Source organism: Streptosporangium sp. NBC_01639, from assembly GCF_045209755.1.
In the GTDB taxonomy this organism is placed as follows: Bacteria; Actinomycetota; Actinomycetes; order Streptosporangiales; family Streptosporangiaceae; genus Streptosporangium.
The window spans coordinates 8,429,726-8,452,654 of the sequence record NZ_CP109272.1 but is presented as its reverse complement, the minus strand read 5'-3'; the positions used below and the strand labels follow the sequence as shown (position 1 = coordinate 8,452,654).

The 22,929-nt window shown below is 70.0% G+C and carries 20 protein-coding genes and 2 pseudogenes; 11 read left to right on the top strand and 11 right to left on the bottom strand.

All coding sequences use genetic code 11. The features are described from left to right. Window positions 1–29: 29 nt before the first annotated feature. Entirely contained in the window at window positions 30–1,166 is a 1,137-nt protein-coding gene (locus OHA77_RS38365) for an exo-beta-N-acetylmuramidase NamZ domain-containing protein (protein ID WP_406314102.1), read from the top strand. A gap of 10 nt (window positions 1,167–1,176) precedes the next feature. Here OHA77_RS38365 and OHA77_RS38360 read toward each other — a convergent pair whose 3' ends face one another. The 6 genes from OHA77_RS38360 to OHA77_RS38335 form a co-directional block, all read right to left on the bottom strand. Further along, entirely contained in the window at window positions 1,177–2,046 is an 870-nt protein-coding gene (locus OHA77_RS38360; RefSeq protein ID WP_406314101.1) for a GNAT family N-acetyltransferase, read from the bottom strand. An 83-nt stretch (window positions 2,047–2,129) separates the two neighbouring features. Further along, window positions 2,130–3,140, bottom strand: a complete 1,011-nt coding sequence (locus OHA77_RS38355) for an ABC transporter ATP-binding protein (protein ID WP_326823283.1) — start codon at window positions 3,138–3,140, stop codon at window positions 2,130–2,132. Continuing rightward, on the bottom strand, window positions 3,137–4,294 hold the full coding sequence (locus tag OHA77_RS38350; RefSeq protein WP_406314098.1) for an ABC transporter ATP-binding protein: 1,158 nt from the start codon (window positions 4,292–4,294) through the stop codon (window positions 3,137–3,139). The genes OHA77_RS38355 and OHA77_RS38350 overlap by 4 nt, the downstream gene beginning before the upstream one ends. A gap of 3 nt (window positions 4,295–4,297) precedes the next feature. Next, entirely contained in the window at window positions 4,298–5,200 is a 903-nt protein-coding gene (locus tag OHA77_RS38345; RefSeq protein ID WP_406314097.1) for an ABC transporter permease, read from the bottom strand. Next, a complete protein-coding gene (locus OHA77_RS38340) occupies window positions 5,197–6,204 on the bottom strand; it encodes an ABC transporter permease (protein ID WP_406314096.1) in 1,008 nt (335 codons plus the stop codon). Before OHA77_RS38340 ends, OHA77_RS38345 begins: the two co-directional genes overlap by 4 nt. Before the next feature lie 6 nt (window positions 6,205–6,210). Next, a complete protein-coding gene (locus tag OHA77_RS38335; protein WP_406314094.1) occupies window positions 6,211–8,028 on the bottom strand; it encodes an ABC transporter substrate-binding protein in 1,818 nt (605 codons plus the stop codon). 493 nt (window positions 8,029–8,521) lie between these two features. Here OHA77_RS38335 and OHA77_RS38330 point away from each other — a divergent pair, with 493 nt between their 5' ends. Then, window positions 8,522–9,487 carry a hypothetical protein gene (locus tag OHA77_RS38330; protein WP_406314092.1) on the top strand — a complete coding sequence of 322 codons (966 nt, stop codon included), beginning with the start codon at window positions 8,522–8,524 and terminating at the stop codon, window positions 9,485–9,487. A 685-nt stretch (window positions 9,488–10,172) separates the two neighbouring features. Here OHA77_RS38330 and OHA77_RS38325 read toward each other — a convergent pair. Beyond that, window positions 10,173–10,523, bottom strand: coding sequence for a nuclear transport factor 2 family protein (locus OHA77_RS38325; protein WP_406314090.1), 351 nt, complete (start codon window positions 10,521–10,523; stop codon window positions 10,173–10,175). A 121-nt stretch (window positions 10,524–10,644) separates the two neighbouring features. Here OHA77_RS38325 and OHA77_RS38320 point away from each other — a divergent pair, with 121 nt between their 5' ends. Together OHA77_RS38320 and OHA77_RS38315 are read left to right on the top strand one after the other, a co-directional pair. Next, a complete protein-coding gene (locus tag OHA77_RS38320; protein ID WP_406314088.1) occupies window positions 10,645–11,424 on the top strand; it encodes a helix-turn-helix domain-containing protein in 780 nt (259 codons plus the stop codon). Window positions 11,425–11,781: 357 nt separating this feature from the next. After that, entirely contained in the window at window positions 11,782–12,858 is a 1,077-nt protein-coding gene (locus OHA77_RS38315; RefSeq protein ID WP_406314086.1) for a cellulose binding domain-containing protein, read from the top strand. Window positions 12,859–12,937: 79 nt separating this feature from the next. On the opposite strand, the gene OHA77_RS38310 is transcribed toward OHA77_RS38315, so the two are convergent. Then, a complete protein-coding gene (locus OHA77_RS38310; protein WP_406314084.1) occupies window positions 12,938–14,155 on the bottom strand; it encodes a cytochrome P450 in 1,218 nt (405 codons plus the stop codon). Window positions 14,156–14,259: 104 nt separating this feature from the next. On the opposite strand from OHA77_RS38310, the gene OHA77_RS38305 reads away from it, so the two are divergent. Next, window positions 14,260–15,333: a TetR/AcrR family transcriptional regulator gene (locus OHA77_RS38305; protein ID WP_406314082.1), complete on the top strand. Its 1,074-nt coding sequence runs from the start codon at window positions 14,260–14,262 to the stop codon at window positions 15,331–15,333. A gap of 159 nt (window positions 15,334–15,492) precedes the next feature. Here the strand turns inward: OHA77_RS38305 and OHA77_RS38300 are convergent. Both OHA77_RS38300 and OHA77_RS38295 read right to left on the bottom strand, forming a co-directional pair. After that, a pseudogene (locus OHA77_RS38300) lies at window positions 15,493–15,558 on the bottom strand (bacterioferritin); the annotation flags it as partial. An 85-nt stretch (window positions 15,559–15,643) separates the two neighbouring features. Then, entirely contained in the window at window positions 15,644–16,957 is a 1,314-nt protein-coding gene (locus tag OHA77_RS38295) for an RNA-guided endonuclease InsQ/TnpB family protein (protein WP_406314080.1), read from the bottom strand. 68 nt (window positions 16,958–17,025) lie between these two features. Here OHA77_RS38295 and OHA77_RS38290 point away from each other — a divergent pair. The 6 genes and pseudogenes from OHA77_RS38290 to OHA77_RS38265 all read left to right on the top strand — a co-directional run. Then, window positions 17,026–17,190: pseudogene (locus OHA77_RS38290) on the top strand (transposase); the annotation flags it as partial. 23 nt (window positions 17,191–17,213) lie between these two features. Further along, a complete protein-coding gene (locus tag OHA77_RS38285) occupies window positions 17,214–17,723 on the top strand; it encodes a hypothetical protein (protein ID WP_406314078.1) in 510 nt (169 codons plus the stop codon). A gap of 66 nt (window positions 17,724–17,789) precedes the next feature. Next, the gene (locus tag OHA77_RS38280; protein ID WP_406314076.1) at window positions 17,790–18,881 is read left to right on the top strand and encodes a YihY/virulence factor BrkB family protein; all 1,092 of its coding nucleotides are present in this window, start codon (window positions 17,790–17,792) and stop codon (window positions 18,879–18,881) included. Window positions 18,882–19,023: 142 nt separating this feature from the next. Then, the gene (locus OHA77_RS38275) at window positions 19,024–19,500 is read left to right on the top strand and encodes a low molecular weight protein-tyrosine-phosphatase (protein ID WP_406314074.1); all 477 of its coding nucleotides are present in this window, start codon (window positions 19,024–19,026) and stop codon (window positions 19,498–19,500) included. Window positions 19,501–19,679: 179 nt separating this feature from the next. After that, complete coding sequence (locus OHA77_RS38270) at window positions 19,680–21,677, top strand: hypothetical protein (RefSeq protein ID WP_406314072.1); 1,998 nt, start codon at window positions 19,680–19,682, stop codon at window positions 21,675–21,677. Window positions 21,678–21,994: 317 nt separating this feature from the next. Further along, window positions 21,995–22,717 carry a type 1 glutamine amidotransferase gene (locus OHA77_RS38265; protein WP_406314070.1) on the top strand — a complete coding sequence of 241 codons (723 nt, stop codon included), beginning with the start codon at window positions 21,995–21,997 and terminating at the stop codon, window positions 22,715–22,717. A gap of 3 nt (window positions 22,718–22,720) precedes the next feature. Here OHA77_RS38265 and OHA77_RS38260 read toward each other — a convergent pair whose 3' ends face one another. Beyond that, on the bottom strand, window positions 22,721–22,897 hold the full coding sequence (locus OHA77_RS38260) for a hypothetical protein (protein ID WP_406319978.1): 177 nt from the start codon (window positions 22,895–22,897) through the stop codon (window positions 22,721–22,723). Between the last annotated feature and the right edge of the window lie 32 nt (window positions 22,898–22,929).

The following is a 22,929-nucleotide window of genomic DNA, read 5'->3' as shown; positions in this document are numbered from 1 at the left end:
TATCTTCCAAGAATGGAGCCATGTCACTCATGCACACCGGAATCGAACGACTTGTCAGCGACCCCGGTCTCCTCACCGGGAACCGGATAGGCCTCGTCACCAATCCCACCGGCCTCCTTCCCGACCTCACGCCGGGCGCGTCCGCCCTGCTGGCGGCAGGAGTGCCGCTGACCGCGCTGTTCAGCCCCGAGCACGGGGTGCGCGGGGCGGTCCAGGACGGACACGGCGAGCAGACCGGCACCGACCCCGCCACCGCCCTGCCGGTTTTCGACACCTACACCAGGGACGGCGCGGCCCTGGACGAGCTGGTGGAGTCGTCCAAGGTCGACACCCTCGTCTTCGACATCGCCGACATCGGCACGCGGTTCTACACCTACGTCTGGACGATGTACGACCTCATGGCGTCGGCCGCCAGGCTCGGGGTGCGCTTCGCCGTACTGGACCGGCCCAACCCCCTCGGCGGGTCCGTCGCCGAGGGCCCGGTGCTCGACGCGGCGTACGCCAGCTTCGTGGGACGGGCCGCCATCCCGGTGCGGCACGGGCTCACCGCGGGCGAGCTGGCGCTGCACGTCAACCGGTCCCTCGGCGCCGAGCTGCAGGTGATCACCGCCGAGGGCTGGCGGCGCGACATGCCGTTCGCGGACACCGGCCTGCCCTGGGTGATGCCCTCGGTGAACATGCCGACTCCGGACACCGCCCTGGTCTACCCGGGCACCGGCCTGTTCGAGGGCACCAACCTGTCGGAGGGCCGCGGCACGACCCGCCCCTTCGAGCTGATCGGCGCCCCCTACCTCGACGAGCGGTTCGCCGCCGGGCTGAACGCCCTGGACCTGCCGGGTGTGCGGTTCCGTGACACGTGGTTCACGCCGACCTTCCGCAAGCACGCGGGGGTGACCGTGCGGGGCGTGCAGCTCCACGTGCACGACCCGGAGGCGTTCCGGCCGGTGCTGACCGGGGTGTCGATGATCCACCTGGCGCGCTCGCTCCACCCGGGAGAGTTCGATTGGTACCGCAACGAGGACACCGGGCGGCACACCGTGGACCTGCTGTGGGGCTCGGACACGCTGCGCCGCGCCCTGGACGCGGGAGACGACCCGCGCGAGCTGTGCCCGCCCCCCTGTCACCCGGAGGTCTGGACGGGTGGCGAGCCGCTGCTCTACCCCTGACATCCGGTGGTCACCGCAGGCCACGGCGGTACAGCCAGAAGACCCGCTCGGCGCGCGCGCCGACCGCCCGGGAGTAGAAGCGGAGCGGTCCCACCCAGCCGATCTGCGCGCTCGCCTGGCCGGCGGCCCGCTGCTCGGCCAGACAGCGGCGCAGCAGCACCCGGCCGACGCCCAGTCCGCGCGCGGCCGGGGCGGTGCCCATCGGACCGAACCAGGCCGGTCTGGCACCCCACGCGGCGAAGCCGAGGATCTCCCCGTCCCGGACGGCGTAGTGGCAGCCGTCCGCCTGCTCGGCCTCCCACGCCCAGCTGTCGTTCCAGTGCTCCCGGATGAAGGCGAGCAGTGCGGCGCGGTCGTGCGGACCGGCCGCGTGGACACCGACGCCGGCCTCCGCCAGCCGCGCGACGTCGGCGTCGGTGGACAGGTCCACGTCGGCGGAGAGCTCGGCGGTCATGTTCCACGCCACGTTGTAGCGCTCGTAGCCGAGGCTCTCGGCCAGGGCGGCCGCCGGGGTGTAGCGCACGTCGATGCCCGGCCAGGCGTAGCAGGGCGGGTTGCCGGCCAGGCGCGCCTCGGTCGCCCCCTCGGCCCGCAGCCAGTCCTCGGCCGCGGCGACCAGCGCGCGGCCCCGCCCGGTGTCCTGCGCCCGGGGGTGCACGGCGAGCAGGTCGATGTGCCCGACGGACGGGTCGCGGCGCGACATCGAGGCGAACACGCAGCCGGTGAGATCGCCGGTGACCAGAACGTTCCAGCGGCGCTCCGGTGGCGCGGAGAGCCTGGCCACCAGGGCCGGCGCGTCCGGCGCGTCGAAGGTGAGCGCGGCCGAGGCGATCTCGGCGAGCGCCGCCGTGTCGGCCGCGATGGCCTGGCGGATCTCCACCGCGGGCGCTCCCCCGTCCTCTCCTCTTCCCTTCGCGTTCCGGACGTCCGGTGCGGCTGATCCGTCGCTCTGTCCCACGGGTCTCATCCTCGGCTGATCGGCGTGGCGATGACGTTGCGGCGCTCGGGATGGAAGCAGGCGTGCTCCTGGGGGGTGTCGGCCGCGTGGCCGAGCACCGGCGCCTCCGACTCGCAGCGTTCCGTGCGGAACGGGCAGCGCCGCGCGAACAGGCAGCCCGCGTCGTGGTGGCTCTCGTCCAGCGCCTCGGTCGGCACCACCGGCTGCTCGCCCGGGCGTTCCAGGCCGTGCAGCACGGGGATGGCCGACAGCAGCGACTGCGTGTAGGGGTGGACGGGATTGGAGATGATCGTCTCCACATGGCCCCGTTCGACGACCTGTCCCCGGTAGATGACGTAGAGCTCGCCGTCGTCACCGATGTAACGCGCGGTCGCCACGTCGTGGGTGATGAACAGCACGCTCACCCCGAGCCGCTCCCGCAGGTCCTTCAGCAGCGCCAGGATGCCCAGCCGGAGCGAAACGTCGATCATGGAGACGGCCTCGTCGGCGACGAGCATCTCGGGGTCCACGGTGAGCGCGCGGGCGATCACCACGCGCTGGCGCATCCCGCCGGAGAGCTGGTGGGGATAGCGCGGCAGCACATAGTCGGGGTCGAGGCCCACCAGGGCGAGCAGTTCGTGGGCCCGCTCGTCCACCCAGGACCGCGGGCGGCCGGTCTGACGGGCCCGCAGGGTCAGCGGCGCGTCCAGCGTCTGGTGGACCGTGCGCGTCGGGTTGAGCGCCGAGTACGGGTCCTGGTGGATGAGCTGGATCCGGCGGAAGTACGGCTGCCGCCGACGGGGCGTGAGCGACGACATGGGGGTGCCGTCGATGGTGATCTCGCCGGAATCATGGGACTCCAGCCCGGCGATGATCCGCCCCAGCGTGGTCTTGCCGCAGCCGGACTCGCCGATGAACGACGCCGCCCCGCCCTTCTCGATGGCGAAGTCGACGCCGCGCAGCGCCTTCACCTCCCGGCCGGCGAGCACGCTGCCCCGCTGCCTGAAGGTCTTCGTGATGTCCTTACCCGTGATCACGGCTGCTCCCCCCGTACGTCATGTACCCCGGCCGGTCCCCGTGCTCCCACGGTCTCCTGCGCTTCCCCGGCCGCCTGCGGCGCACCGGCGGGGTCCTCCCGCGTTCCGGCACCGGGCTCCGGCGCCGCCGCGGCGGGAGCGTTCCCGTCCCGGTCCGCGGCCTCGACCGCGTGGCAGGCCACGATCGACGTCCCGCGGATGACGACCGGCGGTTCCACCGTCTCGCAGACGTCCATGCGCAGGACGCAGCGGTCCCTGAACACGCATCCCTGGGCCGGGATCGTGCCCAGCGTCGGCGGGCGGCCGGGCAGCGCGCTGGCCTCGTCGATATCGCCCACCAGGCGCGGGATGGCCCGGATCAGGCCCTGGGTGTAGGGGTGGCGGGGCGTGCCCAGCACGTCCATGGTGGGGCCCTGCTCGACCACCTGCCCGCCGTACATGACGGCCAGCCGGTCGGCCACCTCGGCCACCACCCCGAGGTCGTGGGTGATGATCATTGTGGTGAGCCCGCGTTCGGCGTGGACCTCGCGGACGATCCGCAGGATGTTCGCCTGTGTGATCATGTCGAGCGCGGTCGTGGGCTCGTCCAGCACCACCAGGTGGGCGTTGAGCACCAGGGCCAGCATGATGCCGACCCGCTGGCGCATCCCGCCCGACAGCTCGTGCTGGTGGGAGTCGAGGACACGCGCGCCGTCCAGGCCCATCCGGCCGAGCAGCTCTCTGGCGTCCTTGACGAGCCCGCGCAGGTCGTCCACCCCGTGCGAGCGACCCAGGTCGAGCAGTTGCTTGCCGACCGTCTTCAGCGGGTTGAGCGAGTTCTGCGCGGCCTGGAAGACGTAACCGATGTGCCGTCCCCTCGCCTTGCGCAGGTCCTCGCCCCGCAGCCGCACGACGTCGCCGAGACCGTCGATCTCCACGCTGCCCGCGCTGATCCTGCCGGGCGGCTGGACGGCGTTGAGCAGTGACAGCGCCAGCGTGGACTTGCCGGAGCCGGACTCGCCGACCACGCCGGTGATGGTCCCGGGCGGCAGCTCCAGGTCGATCCCGCGGATCGCGGGCAGTTCTCCGGCCTGTGTCCGGTAGACGACGGTCAGGCCGCTGACGCGCACCCCCGGCGTCTTCTTGCCGGGGTTCTTCTCAGGGGTCGCAGACACCCGTCACTCCTCACGCAGGCGGGGGTTGAAGATCTCGTCCATCGCGTCGACGGCGAGCACGATGCCCAGGGTGAGCAGCAGGATCGCCAGCAGCGGCGCGGCGAGGTACGGCAGCGCGGCAGGCGACGACATCGCTCCTCCCCCGAACACGGCGAGGTTGAGCATCACGCCCCAGTTGTTGGCCTCGAACGGCAGGACTCCCAGGAAGAACAGGCCCACCTGCGCGTAGACCGCACCGGTGACGGCGATGAGCATGTTCATCGCGATGAAGGGGGCCATGCTGGGCAGCAGTTCCCTGCCGATGATGTGCGTGGTGGACAGCCCCAGTCCCCGCGCGGCCTCGATGAAGCCGCGCTCGCGCAGCGACAGGGTCTGGGAGCGTACGGCCCGCGCCACGCCGCCCCAGCCCAGCAGGCCGAGCACCAGGCCCATCTCGATCGCGCTGCCGAACTTCCAGATGGTCGACAGCACCAGCAGCAGCGGCAGGCCGGGGATGGTGAGCTTCATGTCGGTGATCCGCATGAGCACCGTGTCCCAGCGCCCGCGCCGGAACCCGGCGAACAGCCCGATCCCGGTGCCGAGCACGACCGTGATGATCGCGGTGATCACCGCGCTCAGCAGCACGTAGCTCGAACCGGTGACGACCAGCGCCAGCACGTCGGTGCCCTCGAAGTCGGTGCCGAACAGATGCTCCCAGCTCGGTGCCGCGTAGAGGTTGGCGGTGTCGCGGGGCAGCGGGTCGGGGTAGAACAGCGGCCCGAAGACGCCCATGAACGCGAACCCCAGGATGATGACCATGCCGGCCATCCGGCTGGGCTTGCGCTTCAACACCCGCCAGACGCCGTGCCAGAAGTTGCGCCGCATGGTGGCGCGGCCGTCGCCCATGGTGATCACCGGCGCTGTCATGTGGTCCCCTCCCCGCTCCGCACCCGCGGGTCGATCACGGTGTAGAACAGGTCGGCCGCGATGTTCGCGACGATGATCGCCGCCGTGATCAGCAGGAACGCCCCGCCCATCAGGGCGTAGTCACGGTTGGTGATGCTGTCGATGAGCATCAGCCCCAGACCGGGGTAGTTGAAGATCCGCTCGATGAAGATCGCGCCGCCGAACAGCATGCCCAATGAGAGGGCCAGGATCGTGAACAGCGGCAGGATCGCGTTGCGCGCCACGTAGCGGAAGATGAACCCGCGTTTGAGTCCGCGCAGCTCGGCGGCCAGGATGAAGTCGTCACCGAGGACGGTGACCACGCTCGACTTCATCGCCAGGATCCAGCCTCCGTAACCGGCGAGCGCGTAGGTGAGCACCGGCAGCATGGCGTGTTCGACGAGCGAGCCGATGTATCCGGCGTTGAAGCCCGGCTCGAACATGATGTCGGCCGTACCTCCTTGGGGCAGGATCGGCCACAGGGTGGTGAAGACGGCGCCCAGCAGCAGCGCGAGCACGTACTGGGGGACGCCGTGCAGGAGCGATCCGGAGATCGCGAGGATGTCGCCGAGCTTCCCCGAGCGTCTGATGGCGGCGTAGACCCCCATGATGACGCCGATCAGGAAGCTCAGCAGGGTGCCCGCGAGCACCGGCAGGATGGTCCACTTGGCGGCCGAGAACAGCACGGTCGACACGCCCACGCCCGGCACGGTCAGCGACTGGCCCAGGTCGAGGCGGACCAGGCCGGACATGTAGTCGACGTACTGCTGCCACAGGCTGCCGGTGGGTGCGAAGCCGAACAGGACCTCGACGGCCCGCTGCGCAGCCTCGGGCGACATGCCCTGCTCGACCATTTTCTCGTATCTGGCCGCCATGGGGTCGCCGGGGACGCTTCTGATCACGAAGAAGCTGACCGTGGTGACAATCAAGATCATGACAAGCCCGCGGGCCAGGTGACCCGCGAGCCGTCGCGCGAACGCCGTCATGTACTACTACTTCTTCTTGACCATGCCGAGCTGGATCCACACGCCGGCGGGCTGGCGGAGCAGGTCGCTGTCGTTCTCGGGGAAGCCGGTGAAGTGGTTGGTGTTCACGAACTGGGTGTTGACGTAGTCCCAGAGCTGGATCACCGGCAGGTCCTGGTTGGCCGCCTTGGCGAGCTGGCCGACGATGGTCTTCTGCTCGTCCTCGGCGGCGGAGTTCAGCTTGGCGGTGAGCTCACCCGGGTTGACCTTGGCGCCGTCGACCTCGATGGTCTCCGGGCCGCCCATCCAGTTGCCGCCCTTGCCGGCCTCGGCGTGCTTGACCTTGCCGCCGAGGATCGCCCAGCCGTTGGAGGCGCCGTAGAGCCGCTGGTAGATGTTGTACGGCGCGGGGCCGAGCGCGATCAGCCAGAACCCGACGTCGTACTTGCCCTCCGCGATCTCCTTCAGGTAGAGCGGGTAGTCGGCGACGGTGAGGACCTCGGCGTCGACCCCGGCGGCGGTGAGCTGGCTGGTGACGGCCTTGGCGCCGGAGACCCAGTCGGAGAACGGGGTGGGGACGTTGATGGTGAACTTCCACGGTGTGCCGTCGGGCAGCGTCCACTTGCCGCCCTCCTTCTTCAGGCCGGCCTTCTTGAACTCCTCCTCGGCCTTGGCCGGGTCGAGCTTGTACGGCTCCAGCTCGCCGAGCTCGGCGCCGAGCCACTCGGCGGCGGGCTTCTGGTGGATGCCGGTGGTGGTGACGGCCGGGGTGCCGCCCTCCGGCGAGGCGATCGTGGTGACCTCGTCGCGGTTGATCAGGTAGGCCAGCCCCCGCCGCACGTGCACGTTGTCGTAGGGCTTCTTCGCCTGGTTGAACGCCAGGCCCAGCGAGACCGGTGAGAAGCCCTTGACGACGGCATTGCCCGGTGTGGCGCCGATGCGCTTCATCACGTCGGCGGGCACCGCGGTGAACGGCGCGCTGTCGAGCTTGCCGGCGATGAGGTAGTTCCAGATCTGCTCGTTGCCGGTGGAGTTGAGCATCTTGACCTGGTCGGGCCCGACGTTCGCGGCGTTGTAGAAGTTCTTGTTCTTGACCAGCAGCGCCTCGCCGGGGTTCATCCGCTCCAGCGCGAACGGGCCCGCGGAGACGTCCTTGGGCGGCGCGAAGGCGAGGACCTTCTCCGACAGCGCGGTGATCTCGGCGCGGGCGCTCTCGGCGTCGGCTCCGTCGCCGCGGGCGGCCTTCAGCTTGTCCCAGAAGTCGGCGGGCAGCACGCTGCTCCAGACGTGCTGGGGGACGATGAAGCTGTCCATCACGCCGCGCACGAACGTGACGCTGGGGTTCTTCATGTCCTGGCTGATCTTGACGGTCTTGTCGTCGACCACCTCGACCTCGGAGGCGGCGCCGGCCGCGCCCGGGTCGATCGCGAAGGCGGTGCTGCCCTGCGTGTAGGCCAGGGCGATGGAGAACTTCACGTCCTCAGCGGTGACCGGCTTGCCGTCGGACCACTTGTTGTCCGGCTGCAGGTGCAGTGTGATCGAGGAGTTGTCCGGCGCGATCTCCCAGCTCGCAGCGATGCCCGGGTAGAACTGGTTCGGGTCGGTCAGGTGGTTCTTGGACCAGGCGATCCGCATGGCGTTGTAGCCCCAGAAGGCGTTGCCCTTGGGGCTCCACGGGTTGATCGGGCCGTTGACGTCCAGGCTCGGCTTGTTGGCGTCGATCGTGGTGTAGAGACCGCCGCCACCTCCGCTGCCGCCCGCGGCGGGCTTGTCTTCGGTGCCGCCGCTGCACGCCGTGACGGTGGCAAGGCCGAGCAACGCCACTACAGCTGCTAGTCGCTTCATGAACCGCTCCGTTGGGGGTCTTTCGAGGCCGGGAAGCCGGGGTTGACCGGACCCTACGGGCGGCGTGTGACCTGCGTCAATAATCTCCAAGCGTTGTGAGAATCCTGTAACTTTTCTTCATTGTTCACCTGCCGGCCACCCGCCGGCCAGGGCGGGAGAAGGCCCTCATCGGGACTGCACGATACGATCAGGGGCCTGGGCCGACGTACACCGCACTGCGCCGGCACGGCCCACCGTCGAAGGACGACCGTTGTGGAAATGAAGCTCGAGGTGGTGCAGGTCCCCGTCTCCGACGTGGACCGCGCGAGGGACTTCTACCGCGAGCGGAGACGCCAGACCCGTTGGAGTCGACTCCCGCCGGGACCGTAGGGTGTCGGGATCAGGGCTGATCCCGACACCTTCACGTCGCCCCGGAGGTACGGCGAAGGCAGGATGACCGAGGTTTCGCAGGCCCGCTCGGGCCCGTCGGGTGGGTGGCCGTAGCCTTGCGTTCATGATCGAACGGGTGAAGGTCGCGGTGGTCGGTGTCGGTAACAACGTGTCCGCGCTGGTCCAGGGGATAGCGCTGTACCGAGCCTCGGGGAGTGTGGCCGGGATCCGCCGGCCGGTGCTGGAGGGGCTGGGCGTCGGCGATGTTGACTTCGTGGCGGCCTTCGCCACCTCGCCGGAGAAGATCGGGCGGGACCTGTCGGAGGTGATCTTCTTGCCGCCCAACAACTATCCGCGGATCACCGGCGAGCTGCCGCTCTCCGGTGTCACGGTGTGCCAGGGCATCACCGACACCGCCGACGGCACCGAGGTGGATCGGGTGGCCGGGGAGCTCACCGGAGCAGAGGTCGTGCTTTATGCCGCTCCCAGTGGCCGACCGGAGACAGCGCGCGCCTACGCGGAGGCGGCGTTGCGGGCGGGAGCGGCGTTCATCAACACCACCTCCGACCCGGTGGCCCGCGACCCGCAGCTGCTGGACCGCTATGTCACGGCTGGACTGCCGCTGCTGGGCGACGACCTGACCAGCCAGTTCGGCACCTCGGTCGTGCATCACGCCCTGCTGCGGCTGCTGGAGGAGCGCGGGCTCTCCCTCACCAGCTCCTATCAGGTCAATCTGGGAGGCACCGAGGACTTCCGCAACCTGGTCGAGAACGGCGACACCAAGATGCGGTCCAAGCTCAACGCCCTCGCCTCGGAGAGCGAAGCGCCCGACCGAGTGCAGGTCGCTCCGCTGGGATACCTGCCGCACCTGAAGTCGCACAAGGTGGCGCACATCAACATCGAGGCACAGGCCTGGGGCGAGACCACGGTGTCCCTGGATGTGAAGTTGAAGGTGCACGACCCCAGTGGCGCCGCCGGAGTCAACATCGACCTGATCCGCATGGCGGCCAACGCGTTGCGGCAGCACCGTGGCGGCTACCTCGATGAGGCCGCGTCACTGCTCAAGTCCCCTCCCGGTGCCGCCGTCTGATCCGAGGTTGTCAGCTCTTCGTCGTCGCGGGTGTCGGGATTGCGCAGGTCGCGGATGGCACCGGGGCGATGTCGATCCCGGATCAAGGGCGAAGAGTTGTAGAACAGCCGCCTGGCGGCTGGGGACACATTCGGGAGCGGAGGGCCTGTTCGGCAGGAGGCCGGTGGCGCCATCTGTCAGAAGGGGCCGGTTCGCCCGCTCGATGACTGACGCTGTGACAACCGCGGTCCCGGCGCACTGGGTGAGCCCAACCTGAGCCGGAACCAGAGCCGACATACCTCGGGCCGACTGCGATTCGGGCCCCTACGGAGCACATGGACCGCACACCCGCGCCCGGCTCGCCTGATCCGACGCCACAATCGCCTTCACCGCCGGCGGTGAGCTGCGGGAACCGGCTTAGCCTACGTTTTCGTTCCGCCGCACTCTGACCCCCGCCACCCGGGGACGGCCGCCGGTGCCGGCCGGGCGCCCCTCCAGGACCCGGCCGGCACCGGCAGGCGACGACCACTCTCCGTGATGAACACGAGCTCAACCACAACCGAATAGGCGACAGTTGATTACTCGAGGTCGCCAGAGTGGCACCCCTACGGCGCCACCGTGGCCTCGATCCGCTCGATGTACTTCGCGATCTCCGGGCCGGCCTCGGCAACTTTCAGGTAGCCGATCACGCACCCGCGCGGCGCCGTCATGCCGGTACCTTGTCCAGGAAACCGCATACGTCCTGGATCCGGCCCGACTCGTCCGTCACCAGGACGTCGAATCCGATCACCGGCGGTTCGGCTCCCTCCGGGCCCAGGCCCCAGCGGAATCGCACCTGGCGATGGTGGGCGTCGGCTTCACCGACCTGAGTGAACACCCACCCTGGAAACTGCGCCTGGACGCCATCGACGATCGCCGTGATCCCGTCGTGGCCGGAGACCTCGGCCATCGGATCGGTGTAGGTCGCCTCGGGCGACCAATGCTCGGAGATCAACCTTGCCCGCTCGTCGCCGGTTGCGTTCCAGGTGGCCAGGTACTGCTGGACGATATCCTTCATGATCATTTTCTCCCGTTCGTCTCAATCGGTCGATGCCCGAAATCCTGGCCCGGGATCGGTCATCCGAGCCATGACCTCACAGGTCATGGCCACCTGGACACGACCCCCTAGACTCGCGAACATGAGCGTTGCAGTCGAAGCCTCGTCGATCGGTGCGCTGTTGCGGACCTGGCGCGAACGGCGCCGGTTCAGTCAGCAGGAGCTGTCCAACCGATCGCGGGTCTCCACCCGGCACCTCAGCCGGGTGGAGACCGGCAAGGCGCACCCGACACCGGAGATGATCATGCACCTCTCCGACAACCTGGATGTGCCGCTGCGGGATCGCAATCGACTCCTGTTGGCCGGCGGCTACGCACCACGCTATCAAGATCGTCAATTGGACGACGTATCGATCGCGGTGGTGATGGACGGCCTGCGCCGACTCCTCGACGCCCACCTGCCGTACCCCGCGCTGCTGTTGGATGATCACTGGGACATCGTCGACGCCAACGCTGCCGTTGATCAGCTGCTGACCGGTTGCGCACCGGAGTTGCTGGAACCGCCGATCAATGTGGTCCGCGTCTGTCTGCATCCGGACGGGCTGGCCGGCCGGATCGGCAATCGCGAGGAGTGGGGCGGCCATCTGCTGCAGCAGGTGAGCCACCGGGCCGAGCGCACCCATGATCAGCGCCATCGCGAGCTTGCCGCGGAGATCGCCGGATACCTCGACAAATCCGATGTCGCCACCCCCCTGACGGGACCGGTGGTCATCCTCGAAATCGATGTCGACGGCGACCCGCTCCGGTTCTTCAGCACCTCCGCCACCCTCAGCGCCGCCACCGATGCCACCCTGGAAGGGCTGCATCTGGAGACGTTCCTGCCGGCCGACGACGAGACCCGACGCCGGTTCGATAAGCGGTAGACCATGCCAGAAGAGTCCCGCCGCAGACCTGGCTCGCGGCCTCGGCAGGCCGTTCATCGATGACTCAGCGCCTGCTGACGTTGGCGCGAGCAGGCTGGTGACTTCGGTGATCACCTCCGCCGCCGAGAACACGATCTTCTCGGGAGTCGGGTGACCTGCGCAGCTCAGCTCAGCTTGGGACGGGGGACACGTTCGGGAGAAGACCCCCGGCTCGACCCGGCCGACGACTGAAAGTTACACCGCCACCGCCGCCTTCCCCGCAGGTCAACCGGCAGACCGGGCCGCCCGCGGGGAAGGCGGCTTCCCGGCCGGGACGCAGGTGCCTAGCATCGGCCCCGACGACGGCGGGAGTGGACGATGCGCAGAGGCAGTTCGATTCTGGCGGTTCTGACGGCGGTGACCGCGACCCTGGCATTCCTGCTGGCAGGTACCGCGGTGCCGGCACAGGCCGCGACCATCAAGATCATGGCACTCGGAGACTCGATCACCGGCTCACCCGGATGCTGGCGGGCTCTCCTGTGGAACCGGCTCCACGACGCCGGGTACACCGACATCGACTTCGTCGGGACACTGCCGCCGCAGGGCTGCGGCGTCACCCACGACGGGGACAACGAGGGCCACGGCGGGGCGCTGGTCACCAACGTGGCCGACCAGAACCAGCTCCCCGGATGGCTCGCGGCGACCCACCCTGACATCGTGATGATGCACTTCGGCACCAACGACGCCTGGAGCAACCGCCCCACCGCGACCATCCTGGCCGCCTACGGCAAGCTGGTGGACCAGATGCGGGCCGACAACCCCGCGATGAAGGTGCTGGTCGCCCAGATCATCCCGATGAACCCCAGCACCTGCGGTGAGTGCGGGCAGCGGGTGTCGGCACTCAACGCCGCGATCCCCGGCTGGGCGGCGGCCAAGAGCACCGCGAGCTCGCCCGTCGTCGTGGTCGACCAGTGGACGGGCTTCAGCACCGCGGCCGACACCTACGACGGCGTGCACCCCAACGCGTCGGGCGACCAGAAGATGGCCGGCCGCTGGTTCCCCGCGCTGACCGCGCTGCTCGGCGCGGGCCCCACCACCTCCCCGACCCCGACCGTCTCCCCGACTCCCACCCCGACCCCGACGGTGACGCCTCCGGCCGGCGGCTGCGCGGCCACCTACACGACCGTCAACTCCTGGCAGGGCGGCTTCCAGGGCGAGGTGGCCGTCAAGAACACCGGCACCTCCCCCCGCACCGGCTGGACGGTGAGCTGGACGTTCGCCGACCGGCAGATCAGCCAGTCGTGGAACGCGGCGGTCACCCAGACGGGATCCGCCGTGAGCGCCGGGAACGCCGCCTGGAACGGCTCCCTGGCTCCCGGCGCGACGGCGGTCTTCGGGTTCATCGCCTCCGGGAACGGCTCCCCCGCACCCGTGCTGTCCTGCACGGCAGGCTGAGGGATGTGCGGTGGATCCTCGCCGCGGCGAGGATCCACCGCACATGTCCCGGCACCCGGTGAGACTTCGAGCCCGCAGGTCAGAGGGTCACCGGCAGTGACGCCAGGCGCCAGGTGCCCGGGTCGGGGATCCGCCCCGTGGCCGGTGAGCCGGGGGCGAGCGCCAGGTCGGGGAACCGGCGCAGCAGCGCGGTGAGCGCGATCTCGGTCTGCGCCCGGGCCAGCGCGGCTCCGAGACAGAAGTGCGGCCCGTGGGCGTATCCGAGGTGTCCCGACGCTCCCGCGTCGCGGCCGATGTCGAACCGCTCGGGGTCGGCGAACGCGCGCGGGTCGCGGTTGGCGGAGACGATGGCGGCGGTGACGGGTTCGCCTTTGCGGATCGGCACGCCGTACATCTCGACGTCTTCTCGCGGGTGACGGGGAATGGTCAGCAGTTGCGGCCCGCACCAGCGGGTCAGCTCCTCGACGGCGCGGGGCATGAGGCCGGTGTCCGCACGCAGCGCGGCGAGCTGACCGGGGTGGCGGAGCAGGGTTTCGACGGCGTTGGCGATGAGGTTCGTCGGCGTCTGCCCGGCGAGCACCAGGTTCCAGACCAGGGTGACCATCTCGGTGTCGCTGAGCCGGCCCTCGTCGCCGGCCTGGCTGCGGATGAGGTCGGAGATCAGGTCGTCGCCGGGCTCGGCCCTCCGGGCTGCGACCGCAGCCTTGGCGCCCTCCATGATGCCGGGTATCGCGTCGGCGAACGCCTGGCCCCAGCCGGCCGCCACCGCGGCGCCGTACTCCCGCCAGCGTGGCCGGTCGGACTCGGGAATGCCGACCAGCTCGCAGATCACCTCGATCGGCAGCGGCCGCGCGAAGTGCGCCAGCAGATCCACCGCGCCGTCCTCGGCGTGATCGGCCAGGCCGTCGAGCAGGTTCTCGACGATCGGCTCGATCCGCGGCCGGAAGTCGACGGCGCGGCGCGCGGTGAACGCGGGCGACACCAGCCTGCGCAGCCGCGCGTGCTCCGGGCCTTCCATTTCCTGCATGGTCCGCATGTAGGCCAGGCAGTGCTCGGGGATGCCGGGGGGCCGCATGAAGCTGTCGGCGCTGAGCTCGAACCGCGGGTCGCTCAGCATCGCCCTGGCGTCCTCGTGTCGCGTCAGAACCCACATCGGGCGCATGCCGGGGGCCAGCAGCCGCGCCAGCGGCGAGCGCTCCCTGACCCGTCCGTACGCGGCGGCGGGGTCGCTGAGCACGTCGATGTCGGTCAGGTCGATCTCGGGAACGCCGCCGGCATCCGGTCTGACGTCGGTCATGAATGCTCCAGATTTCAGATGTTCAGATCAGATGTTCTCATCATATGTACGGTTCCGAGTATCTTTGCTCGGGCAGAACGGGCAACGCCGGAACGAGGGGGACGATGAGCCGGCTCACCAGGGCGGAGATGCAGGAGCGCAACCGGGGCAAGGTGCTGGCCGCGGCCAGGGAGGAGTTCACCGAACGGGGCTTCCGTGACGCGAAGATCGACAGCATCGCCGAGCGCGCCGAGCTCACCCGCGGCGCGGTCTACTCCAACTTCCCCGGCAAACGGGCTCTCTACTTCGCCGTCCTGGCCGACCTCGCCGAGCGCGCCCCCGAGCCGCCGCACCCGGAGCCGGGCCGCACCGCCCGCGAGGCGCTCAGCGCGTTCGCCCGCGCCTGGGTCACCCGGCTCCCTCTCGCCACCGCCGAACCGCACGACCCGGCCCAGCTCGGCATGGACCTGATGTCCGAGGTCATCGTCGAGGAACGGACCCGGCTGCCGTTCGCACAGCTGATGAGGTTCGACGCGCTCCTGCTCGGCCTGGCCCTGGAGGGGTTGCGCCCGCCCGAGCCGCCGGCCGGCCGCCTGGTGTGCGTGGCCGAGGCCGTGCTCACGACCCTGCACGGCGCGAGCCAGATGGCCGCCGCCGCACCCGGCTTCATCGAGCCCTTCACCATCGTCAGCGTCTGCGAGCAGCTCGCGGACCTCGATCTGGGCGACGTGTGGCAGCCCCCGCACATCCCGTACATTCCGCGGGCGCGGCCCGCCGACGAGCCCTGGTCCCCGCCGTCCGCCGTGGACGTCATCCGCGGTGTACCCGCGCGGCTCGCGGGCGACGGTGTGGTGGCGATCCTCGGCCTGCACCGGCTTGAGGCCGCCGAGGAGGCGGTACGGGCCGCACCGCCCGAGGCCACGGTCACCGCCGTCCTGGTCACCGGCGACTCCGACGAGCTGGCCCCGCTGGCCCGGCTGGCCATCGCCGAACTCCGCAGCTGCCTGCGTCAGGCTTTCCCGCCGTCGGCATGGCCGCGCCTGCAGGTGGTGTACGACGAGTCCGGCGTCCTCGCCGCGGCGGCCGGCGTGCCCGCCGTCAGCGACGGGACCGAGGCCGCCGTCCGCATCGAGGCGGGCCGGATCGTCGCCCGCGCCGACGGCCGCGGCGCCTGCCACGCGGCCGCGTCGGCCGGTTAGGCAGTATCGGCCGATCAGGCTTGGGCACCACCGGTGCGACCCCGCCGGTGGGCGGCGCCCCGCCCGTGGGCTTTCGTCGCGTCCCAGCGGGCGATTCCGGGGGAGCACCGTGGTCAGCGTGTCCGGGTTGAAGTCGGGCTCGCCGCCGAGCTGCACGATGCGCTGGGCGAGCCGGTCGGCGTGCTCCTGCTCCTCCGCAGCGTGCTCCAGGAACTCCGCCGCCACCGGCTCGGCGTAGATCCCGCTGGCGGTGTAGTAGTGCCGCTTTTGACCTGCTCGCCGCCTTGAAGGGCAGGGATTCCCGTGCCGCTCACGCGGCAGCTCGCGGCGCACCACGAGCTGTGGAACGGGGTGCTTGACGCTTCACAGACCCGGGCGACCCCGAGTCTCCACATCCTGAGACGACCGGCCCGGCCGCCTGTCCTTTGGTCTTGATGCATTTTGCGGCGTTCACGTCGGCATGCTCGGTATACCCGCAGGTGGCGCAACGGAAGAGGGCTTGGCTCTTGCGGCTCTTCGCGTCCACCTTCCCGCAGGCTGGGGCCGAGCACGTCTGGGAGGTGTAGGCAGTAGGGACCTTACCGATGACGCTGCCGGTATAGCGCGCCTTGGACCGCAACGCGACCTCCAGCCCATACCAGCCCTTATCCAAGATCGCCTTGTTGAGGCCAGACTTTTGAGCGACTCGCGAACCCGGCTCCTCGATCGTGCCGGACGCCGAGGCAGTCATGCCACGGACGCCCAACTCCTCCAAGACGATGTGCCCGTAGCCGCGGGTGAGCCGGTGCGCGGCCTGGGCGTTGAAGTCCGCCCGGCGCCACCGAACCCGCCGCATTATCTTCGCCACCGCACCGGCCACCGCCTTGCGCCGGGCCGAGCCCTTCTTCGCACGGGCCAACCGACGTTGCAGCCGCAGACACCGCTGCACCTCACCGGCCGACAGGTAGCCCAGATCAGCCTTGCGGTCGGCCTTTTCCTGCTTCGGGGGCACCGGTGAGGACACGCCGGACTCGCCGGCATGGCGGCGGTCGAAAAACTCCCCGTCGGAGGTGACGGCAGCCGTCACCACCCCCCGGTCCACCCCCGCCACCTGGTCGGAGCGTGCATGCCCATCCATGGGAGGGATACCGTCGTCGACCAGGAACGAGATGAACCAGTGTTTACCGTCGCGCGAGATGGTCGCGGACTTCACCTTCTCGCCCAGCGGGCGCGACAAGCGGAACCTCGCCCACCCGAACTTGGGCAAGAACACGCGCCCCCACTTGCGGTTGATCTTCTCGACCGGGATGTGCTTGGCGGTCGGGAACCGAAACGACGGCGTCCACTTCGTCTTGCTCTTCCAGTGGACCTTCCAGGTGCCGTGCCTGCGGCACGCCTCGTCCAGATCCTTGAGCGTCTGCTGGATGACCTGGGCGGGAGCGTCGGCCAGCCAGGTGAACTCGCCTTTGGCGTCGACGAGTTGCCTGCACTGCTCGACGTAGCCGATGAACCCGCCCCGGCGCCGATAGGCGCGACGCTGGTCCAGGCCGGTGTTCCACACCGACCGACAGATCCCGGCCACCCGCTCGGCGAGCAGCTTCTGCCCGAAGTCCAACTCCAGCCGGTACTTACGCCCCGTCAGCATGCGAAACACCTCCTTTGCCGCACCTGTCACTCGCATCTCACCGACCCGAACACATTAGCGTCTGGCCTATGACGCAGGGAGCCGAATCCCGGCCCGGTAGACATGTGGTTTCCGCGATGCATGCCCATCTGGTCTTCGTGACCAGATAACGCGGGAGCGTCGTCGATGACGCGATGCAGCGCCGCTGCGAAGAAATCATGATCGAGGTGTGCGACGGCTTCGAGGCCGAGCTATAAGAGCGGAGAAAGGAATAGGAATGACCGCCAAAGGGATCTGCATCGTCGGAGCCGGGATTTCGGGACTCACGCTGGTGCTCCGCCTGCAGCAGCTCAGCCTGGACGTCACCCTCTACACCGAGAGTTCCGCCGACGAGATGAGACGCGGCCGGCTGCCCAGCACCGTCGCCCAGATGAAATCCACCCGTGCCAGGAAAAGGACGCTGGGCAGCGAGCAATTCGCCGCGGCCGGCAGTCTGGTGGACGCCGCGAAGATCTCCATCAAGGGCGAGCCTCCTCTGGAGTTCCGCGGCATCCTGGACTCCCCCTTCCACGCGATCGACTTCCGTCTCCTCATCCCCGGCGGACCTCTTCGTCAACCTGTTCAACGATCCGGTCACCGCCTGGGCCGTGTTCTCCGACCCGGCGCGCGTCGACGCCCTGCTGGCCTCCGGCGCGCAGGACCCGGTGCCGTCGGCGCCGTAGACCTGCCGTCGCGGAAGCGCGGAAAAGAACCGGAAGAAGGCCTTCAGCCGGTCACTGGTTCGTAAAGACGCTGCTTGGGTAGCCGGGTTCCCGATATGGGAACCGCGACGAAAGTGCCGCAGACACGGAGCATGAGCGGCGAGGAGCTCTCGGCCGACCACGCGTGGACGGCCCTGCGCAAGTACGGCGGCTGGCGTCTCGCCCGCGACTCGTTCGCCAGATTCAGATACGGCGACGGACTGACCAACTCGCGGGCGCTGGCCTTTCAGATATGTCTGTCCATCATCCCGGGCGCCATCGCACTGGTCGGTCTGAGCTCGGTGCTCAACCAGAAGCAGCTCGGCCGGGTGCTCGAACTGACCCTCGGCCTGATCACGCCCGGAGCGGGGGTGGAGGCGGTCAGGGACGTGCTCGCCGACAGCCACCGGCAGGCGGGCCAGGCCGGGGGCACCCTCGCTCTGTGGCTCGGCCTGATCACCGCGCTGGTCTCGCTGACCAGTGCCATGGCCCAGGTGGAGCGTGGGGCGAACCGCATCTACGGCGTCGAACGCGACCGCCCTTTTCACCGCAAGTACGGCAAGGCGCTGTTGATGGCGGTCACCGCCGGCGCCTTCATGACTGTGGGGTTCGTCCTGATGGTCGGTGGCGGGGCGATCGGACGGGCCCTCGCCAGGGTCTACGGCTGGCACGGCGGCGCGCTGCAGGCGTTCACGCTGACCCGCTGGCCGATCGGATTCCTGCTGGCGCTGCTGTCGGCCTCGGTGCTGTTTCGTGCCTCTCCCCGGCGCAGGCAGCCGGGGCACACCTGGCTGGCGTTCGGCGCCCTGGTCTCTCTCGCCCTGTGGATGCTGTTCACCCTGCTACTGGCCTTCTACACCGAGCGCAGCGGCACCTTCGGCGCCACCTACGGCCCGCTGACCGCCGTCATGGCCCTGCTGCTGTGGTCGTTTCTCAGCTCGATGGCGCTCTTTTTCGGACTGGCCTTCGCCGCGCAACTGGAGGCGTGCCGCGCCGGGGTCACGGGACCGGTCAAGCCGGACCCGGGGCCCACTCCGGAGGAGGAGCGGGAGCCGCTGGTGGGAGCCGTCGGCACCGCGGTCGCCGAGACCGCACACGGGCTGGTGCGGCTCTGGCGCCGGCGACGGGCGCGGAGACGGGGAGACCGGCCCGCCGAACCCACGGCCGGCGACGGTGACGGTCGGCGATCCGGTAACGGCCCGTGATCGGTGACGGCCCGTGATCGGTGACGGCCGGTTCCGGCGCCGGCCGCCCATGCCCCGGGCCCGTGCGCAGCGGTGGCCGCCGCCGGAACCGGCCGGGTTCTTCCGTTTTTACGGATGGTCCGGCAGACGGCATGCTTTCGGTATGAGCTACCGCGTATGCGTTGTCTGCATGGGGAACATCTGCCGCTCCCCGATGGCCGAGGTCGTGCTGAGGAAGGCGCTCGCCGATCATGGGCTGGACGGGGTCGTCACGGTCGACAGCGCGGGCACCGGCGGCTGGCACCAGGGTCACCCGATGGACGAGCGAGCCTCTGCGACGCTGGCCGAGAACGGCTACGACGGCTCCTCGCACCGGGCCAGGCAGTTCCTGGCCAACTGGTTCGGGCAGGTGGACCTGGTGCTGGCGATGGACGAGGAGAACCTGCGGGCCCTGCGCCGGCTGGCTCCGCCCGGATCGGATGTGCGGCTGTTCCGCTCGTTCGACCCGGACGCGCCTGTCGGCGCCGAGGTGCCCGACCCCTACTACGGCGACCGTGAGGGGTTCGCCGACGTGCTGACGATGGTCAGGGCCGCGTCCGACGGGCTGGCCAAGCACCTGTCGGAGACGCTGTCCCGCTGAGATCCGCCCGTGGCATGACCGGAGGCGGCCCCGCCCGGACCCCCACGCGTGCTCGCCGGGATCCCGCGCGGCCCCGCCGGGCCCCCGCGTGTGCTCGCCGGGCGCCTCTCTCCGCCACTTCCGGTACGGCTATGCGCATTCGGCGGGCCGTACCCTCACATGGCTGGATAACGTGCCTCATGCCCCCGAACATGAGCCGCGTCTACCAGGCGGTCCTCCGCGACAAGTCCGCGCCGATCTCTCTCCGGCTCCGCCGTACCTTCGGGGACTGGCTCGTCGCCAAGGGGCTTCCCGCGCCGGAGGCGGGCAAGCCGTCGCAGGAGTTCGAGGCGGACGGCACCAGGGTCCGCATGGACCGTAAAGCCGACTGCGGCCGGTACGTCCTGGAGGAGCCCCGCGGGGAGGGGAGGCTCCGTACCCAGGTCACCTACGCGGAGTCGGTGCCCGGGATGACGGGCTGGGTGGTCGTCAGGGTCGAGGAGGACGGGGAGACGGACGGCTGGCATGCCCCGGGCTTCGTCCAGCCGTACCTGCGCACCGCGCGGATCACCGACGGAGCGGTGCATCTGACGGACACCGCGGACGCGATCGACGAGGACGACGTCCACCGGCTGGTCGGGTTGCTCTCCCAGCGCGACCGCCGGGTTCCCGTGGTCGTCGTGTCGGTGGTCCCCCACGATCCGCAGGGCGCCAGGGCGAGGGCCGAGCGGCTGTCCGGTGCGGTCGCCGGGGTCGGCGTGGTCGTGCGCTTCGCCGATCTGCACGCCCAGGACCGCTTCAACGAGGCGATGGGCCCCAGACTCGGTGTGTTCGGCGGGGGTGTCCGCACCTACGTGGCGTCCTTCGAACCGGCCACCGAGAGCTACCCCGACCGGCACCGTCCCATGGGCGGGCCGATGATCCGCAGGCAGGGGGATCGGGCTCTCGCACTGGTGGCGGGCGGCACGGTCGGCGAGACCTGCCGGCGTCCCCTGCCCGACGACGTCCAACGCGCCTATCGGATCGTCTCCAGGATCCTGGCGGGCAAGGCCCAGGCCGGTGACATCGCCGAGGCGATGGCACCGAGGCCGGTGCCGGCCGACTCCGACCAGAGCGAGCGGCTGCGCCGCTGGATGCTCGCGATGAACGGACGTTCCGAGCCCCTCACCATGCCTCCCGCCGCACCGGCCACGGCGTCCGGGGAGAGGGTTCCGGAGGGAGACGTCCGCATCGCGCCCGTCGTCGTACCGGAACCCGCGACGACCACGCCGTCCCCCCGGCCCGAGCAGCTCTCCTTCGACGTGGAGGGCCTCGCCCGTACGGTCGCCGACGTCGTGGCCAGGGAGCTGCGCGGGGAACTGGAGGCGGCGCTCGACCTGGCGGCGGCGTCGGCGGGGAAGGGTTCGGAGAACGGGGAGATGCTGCGCCGGATGCGCACCCTCGGCGCGCATGTCGAAGGGCTGCGCGACCTGATAGCCGTACGGCAGGGCGGCGATCCGCTCCTGGCCGAGGCGGAGGACGAGAGCGACCGGCTGGCGGGCGAGATCGACCGGCTCCGTGCCGAGCACGAGATCCTCCAGGAGGAGTACGCCGAGGCCGTCGCCGCTGCCCGCAAGCTCGAAGAGCGGGTCCGCTGGCTGGAGACCAGGCTCGCCGAAGCCGGACAGCCCGCCTTCGGACTGTCCTCCGGCGAGCCCCCCTTCGAGCCGACAAGCCTGATGGACGCCCTGAACCTGGCCCGGGAGACCCTCGTCCGCGTGGAGATCGGCGACACGGACGCGGAGGCTACGAAACTCGACCTCGCCTATCCCACACTCGCGCGGGCCTGGGCGTCCAAGACCTGGGACGCCCTGCGCGCACTCGACGCGTTCGCACAGGCCAGGTCGGTGGGCGAGTTCGCCGGAGGGTTCTTCGACTGGTGCCGGAGCTCCGCCGGGCTCACCATCCCCGCGGGGATGATCGCCATGAGCGAGTCCCGGACGGTGACCACGAACGGCAAGTACAGCGCGCGGCGGACCTTCCCGGTCCCCGAGGCGGTACATCCTTCCGGCAAGGTGCTGATGGAGGCACACATCAAGATCCGCAAAGGCGGCTATCCGGCGCCGCGGATCCATTTCCACGACGACTCCGGCGGCAGCACGGGCAAGATCTGGGTCGGCCACGTCGGGGACCATCTTCCCAACACCCATACCAACTGACCCGCCGCCCGAAGTCGCGCCGGCATCTGCTGCGTGTTCATGATCGGTGTGATCTCGGCTGCCCCATCCCGCTGCTGCCGGACCTGGCACCGGCCGAGCACGAGAAGCGGCAGGCGTATCCCGAGGCCGTGGAGCAGGCCCATGCCGAATTCGCCACGCTGCAGGCGAGCACCTGATCGGCACGGCCAACCGGCCGTGTCGTCGCCGGCCGGCGATATCCGCATACCGCCAACGGCGGTTCCACCGTTCCTCGACCCCGGACTCATACCGGGGTCGACCCGGAGCCGTGGTCGCGGCGACCGGTAGCATCAGGCCTCATGCTCGACAAGCCTCGCGTCCTCGCCGTGCAGAACTGGGCGAACGGTGGTCCTGGACGGTTCGGTGAGTGGCTGGCGGACGCCGGGCTCGCCGTGGAGGTCGTCACCGCGTTCGACGGCTCTCCCCTCCCCGCACGGCTCTCGCACGACGCGCTGCTCGTGCTCGGCGGCGGCTACCTGCCCGACGACGACGAGAAGGCGCCGTGGCTCCCCGCCACGCGGGCCCTGATCGCCGAGGCCCTGGCCGGTTCGGTGCCCCTGTTCGGCATCTGCCTCGGCGGGCAGATGCTCGCCTCGGTGGCCGGAGGCAAGGTGCTGGGCGACGCGGGAGCACCCGAGCACGGCAGCACGCCCATCATGATCAGGGCCGAGGCGGCGGGCGACCCACTCTTCCACGACCTGCCGGACGTCGTCCCCGCGATCGAGCACCACGTCGACGCGATCACCGACCTGCCCGGCGGCGCCGTCTGGCTCGCGGAGACCGAAAGGTGCCCCTACCAGGCGTTCCGGGTGGGTCAGCAGGCCTGGGGCGTGCAGTTCCACCCCGAGATCATCCCTGAGTGGATCCGGCGGTGGGACGCCGACCGGCTCCGCGAGCAGGGGTTCGACCCAGGTGAGCTGTACGCGGCGGCACTGGCTGACGAGCCGCTCTCCGCACCGGCCTGGCGCGAGGTGGCCCTGCGGTTCGCGGCGCTCGTCCGGGACCGCCGCGCCGGGCACTGAGGCCTACGAGGAGCGTAAGAGGTCCAGGGCACGGGCGGTGATGTCGCCGTAGGCGGTGGTCGCGTGGATGTCGAGCTGGGCGGCGGCGCCTTCGGTGTTCTTGAGCGCGTTGTGGATCCGGCCGTAGGAGGTGCCGGCGTCCAGAGAGGCGGAGACTCCGGCGGCGGCTCCCCGCCTCACTCCGGCGCCGCACCGGTCTGATCCACGTGCGA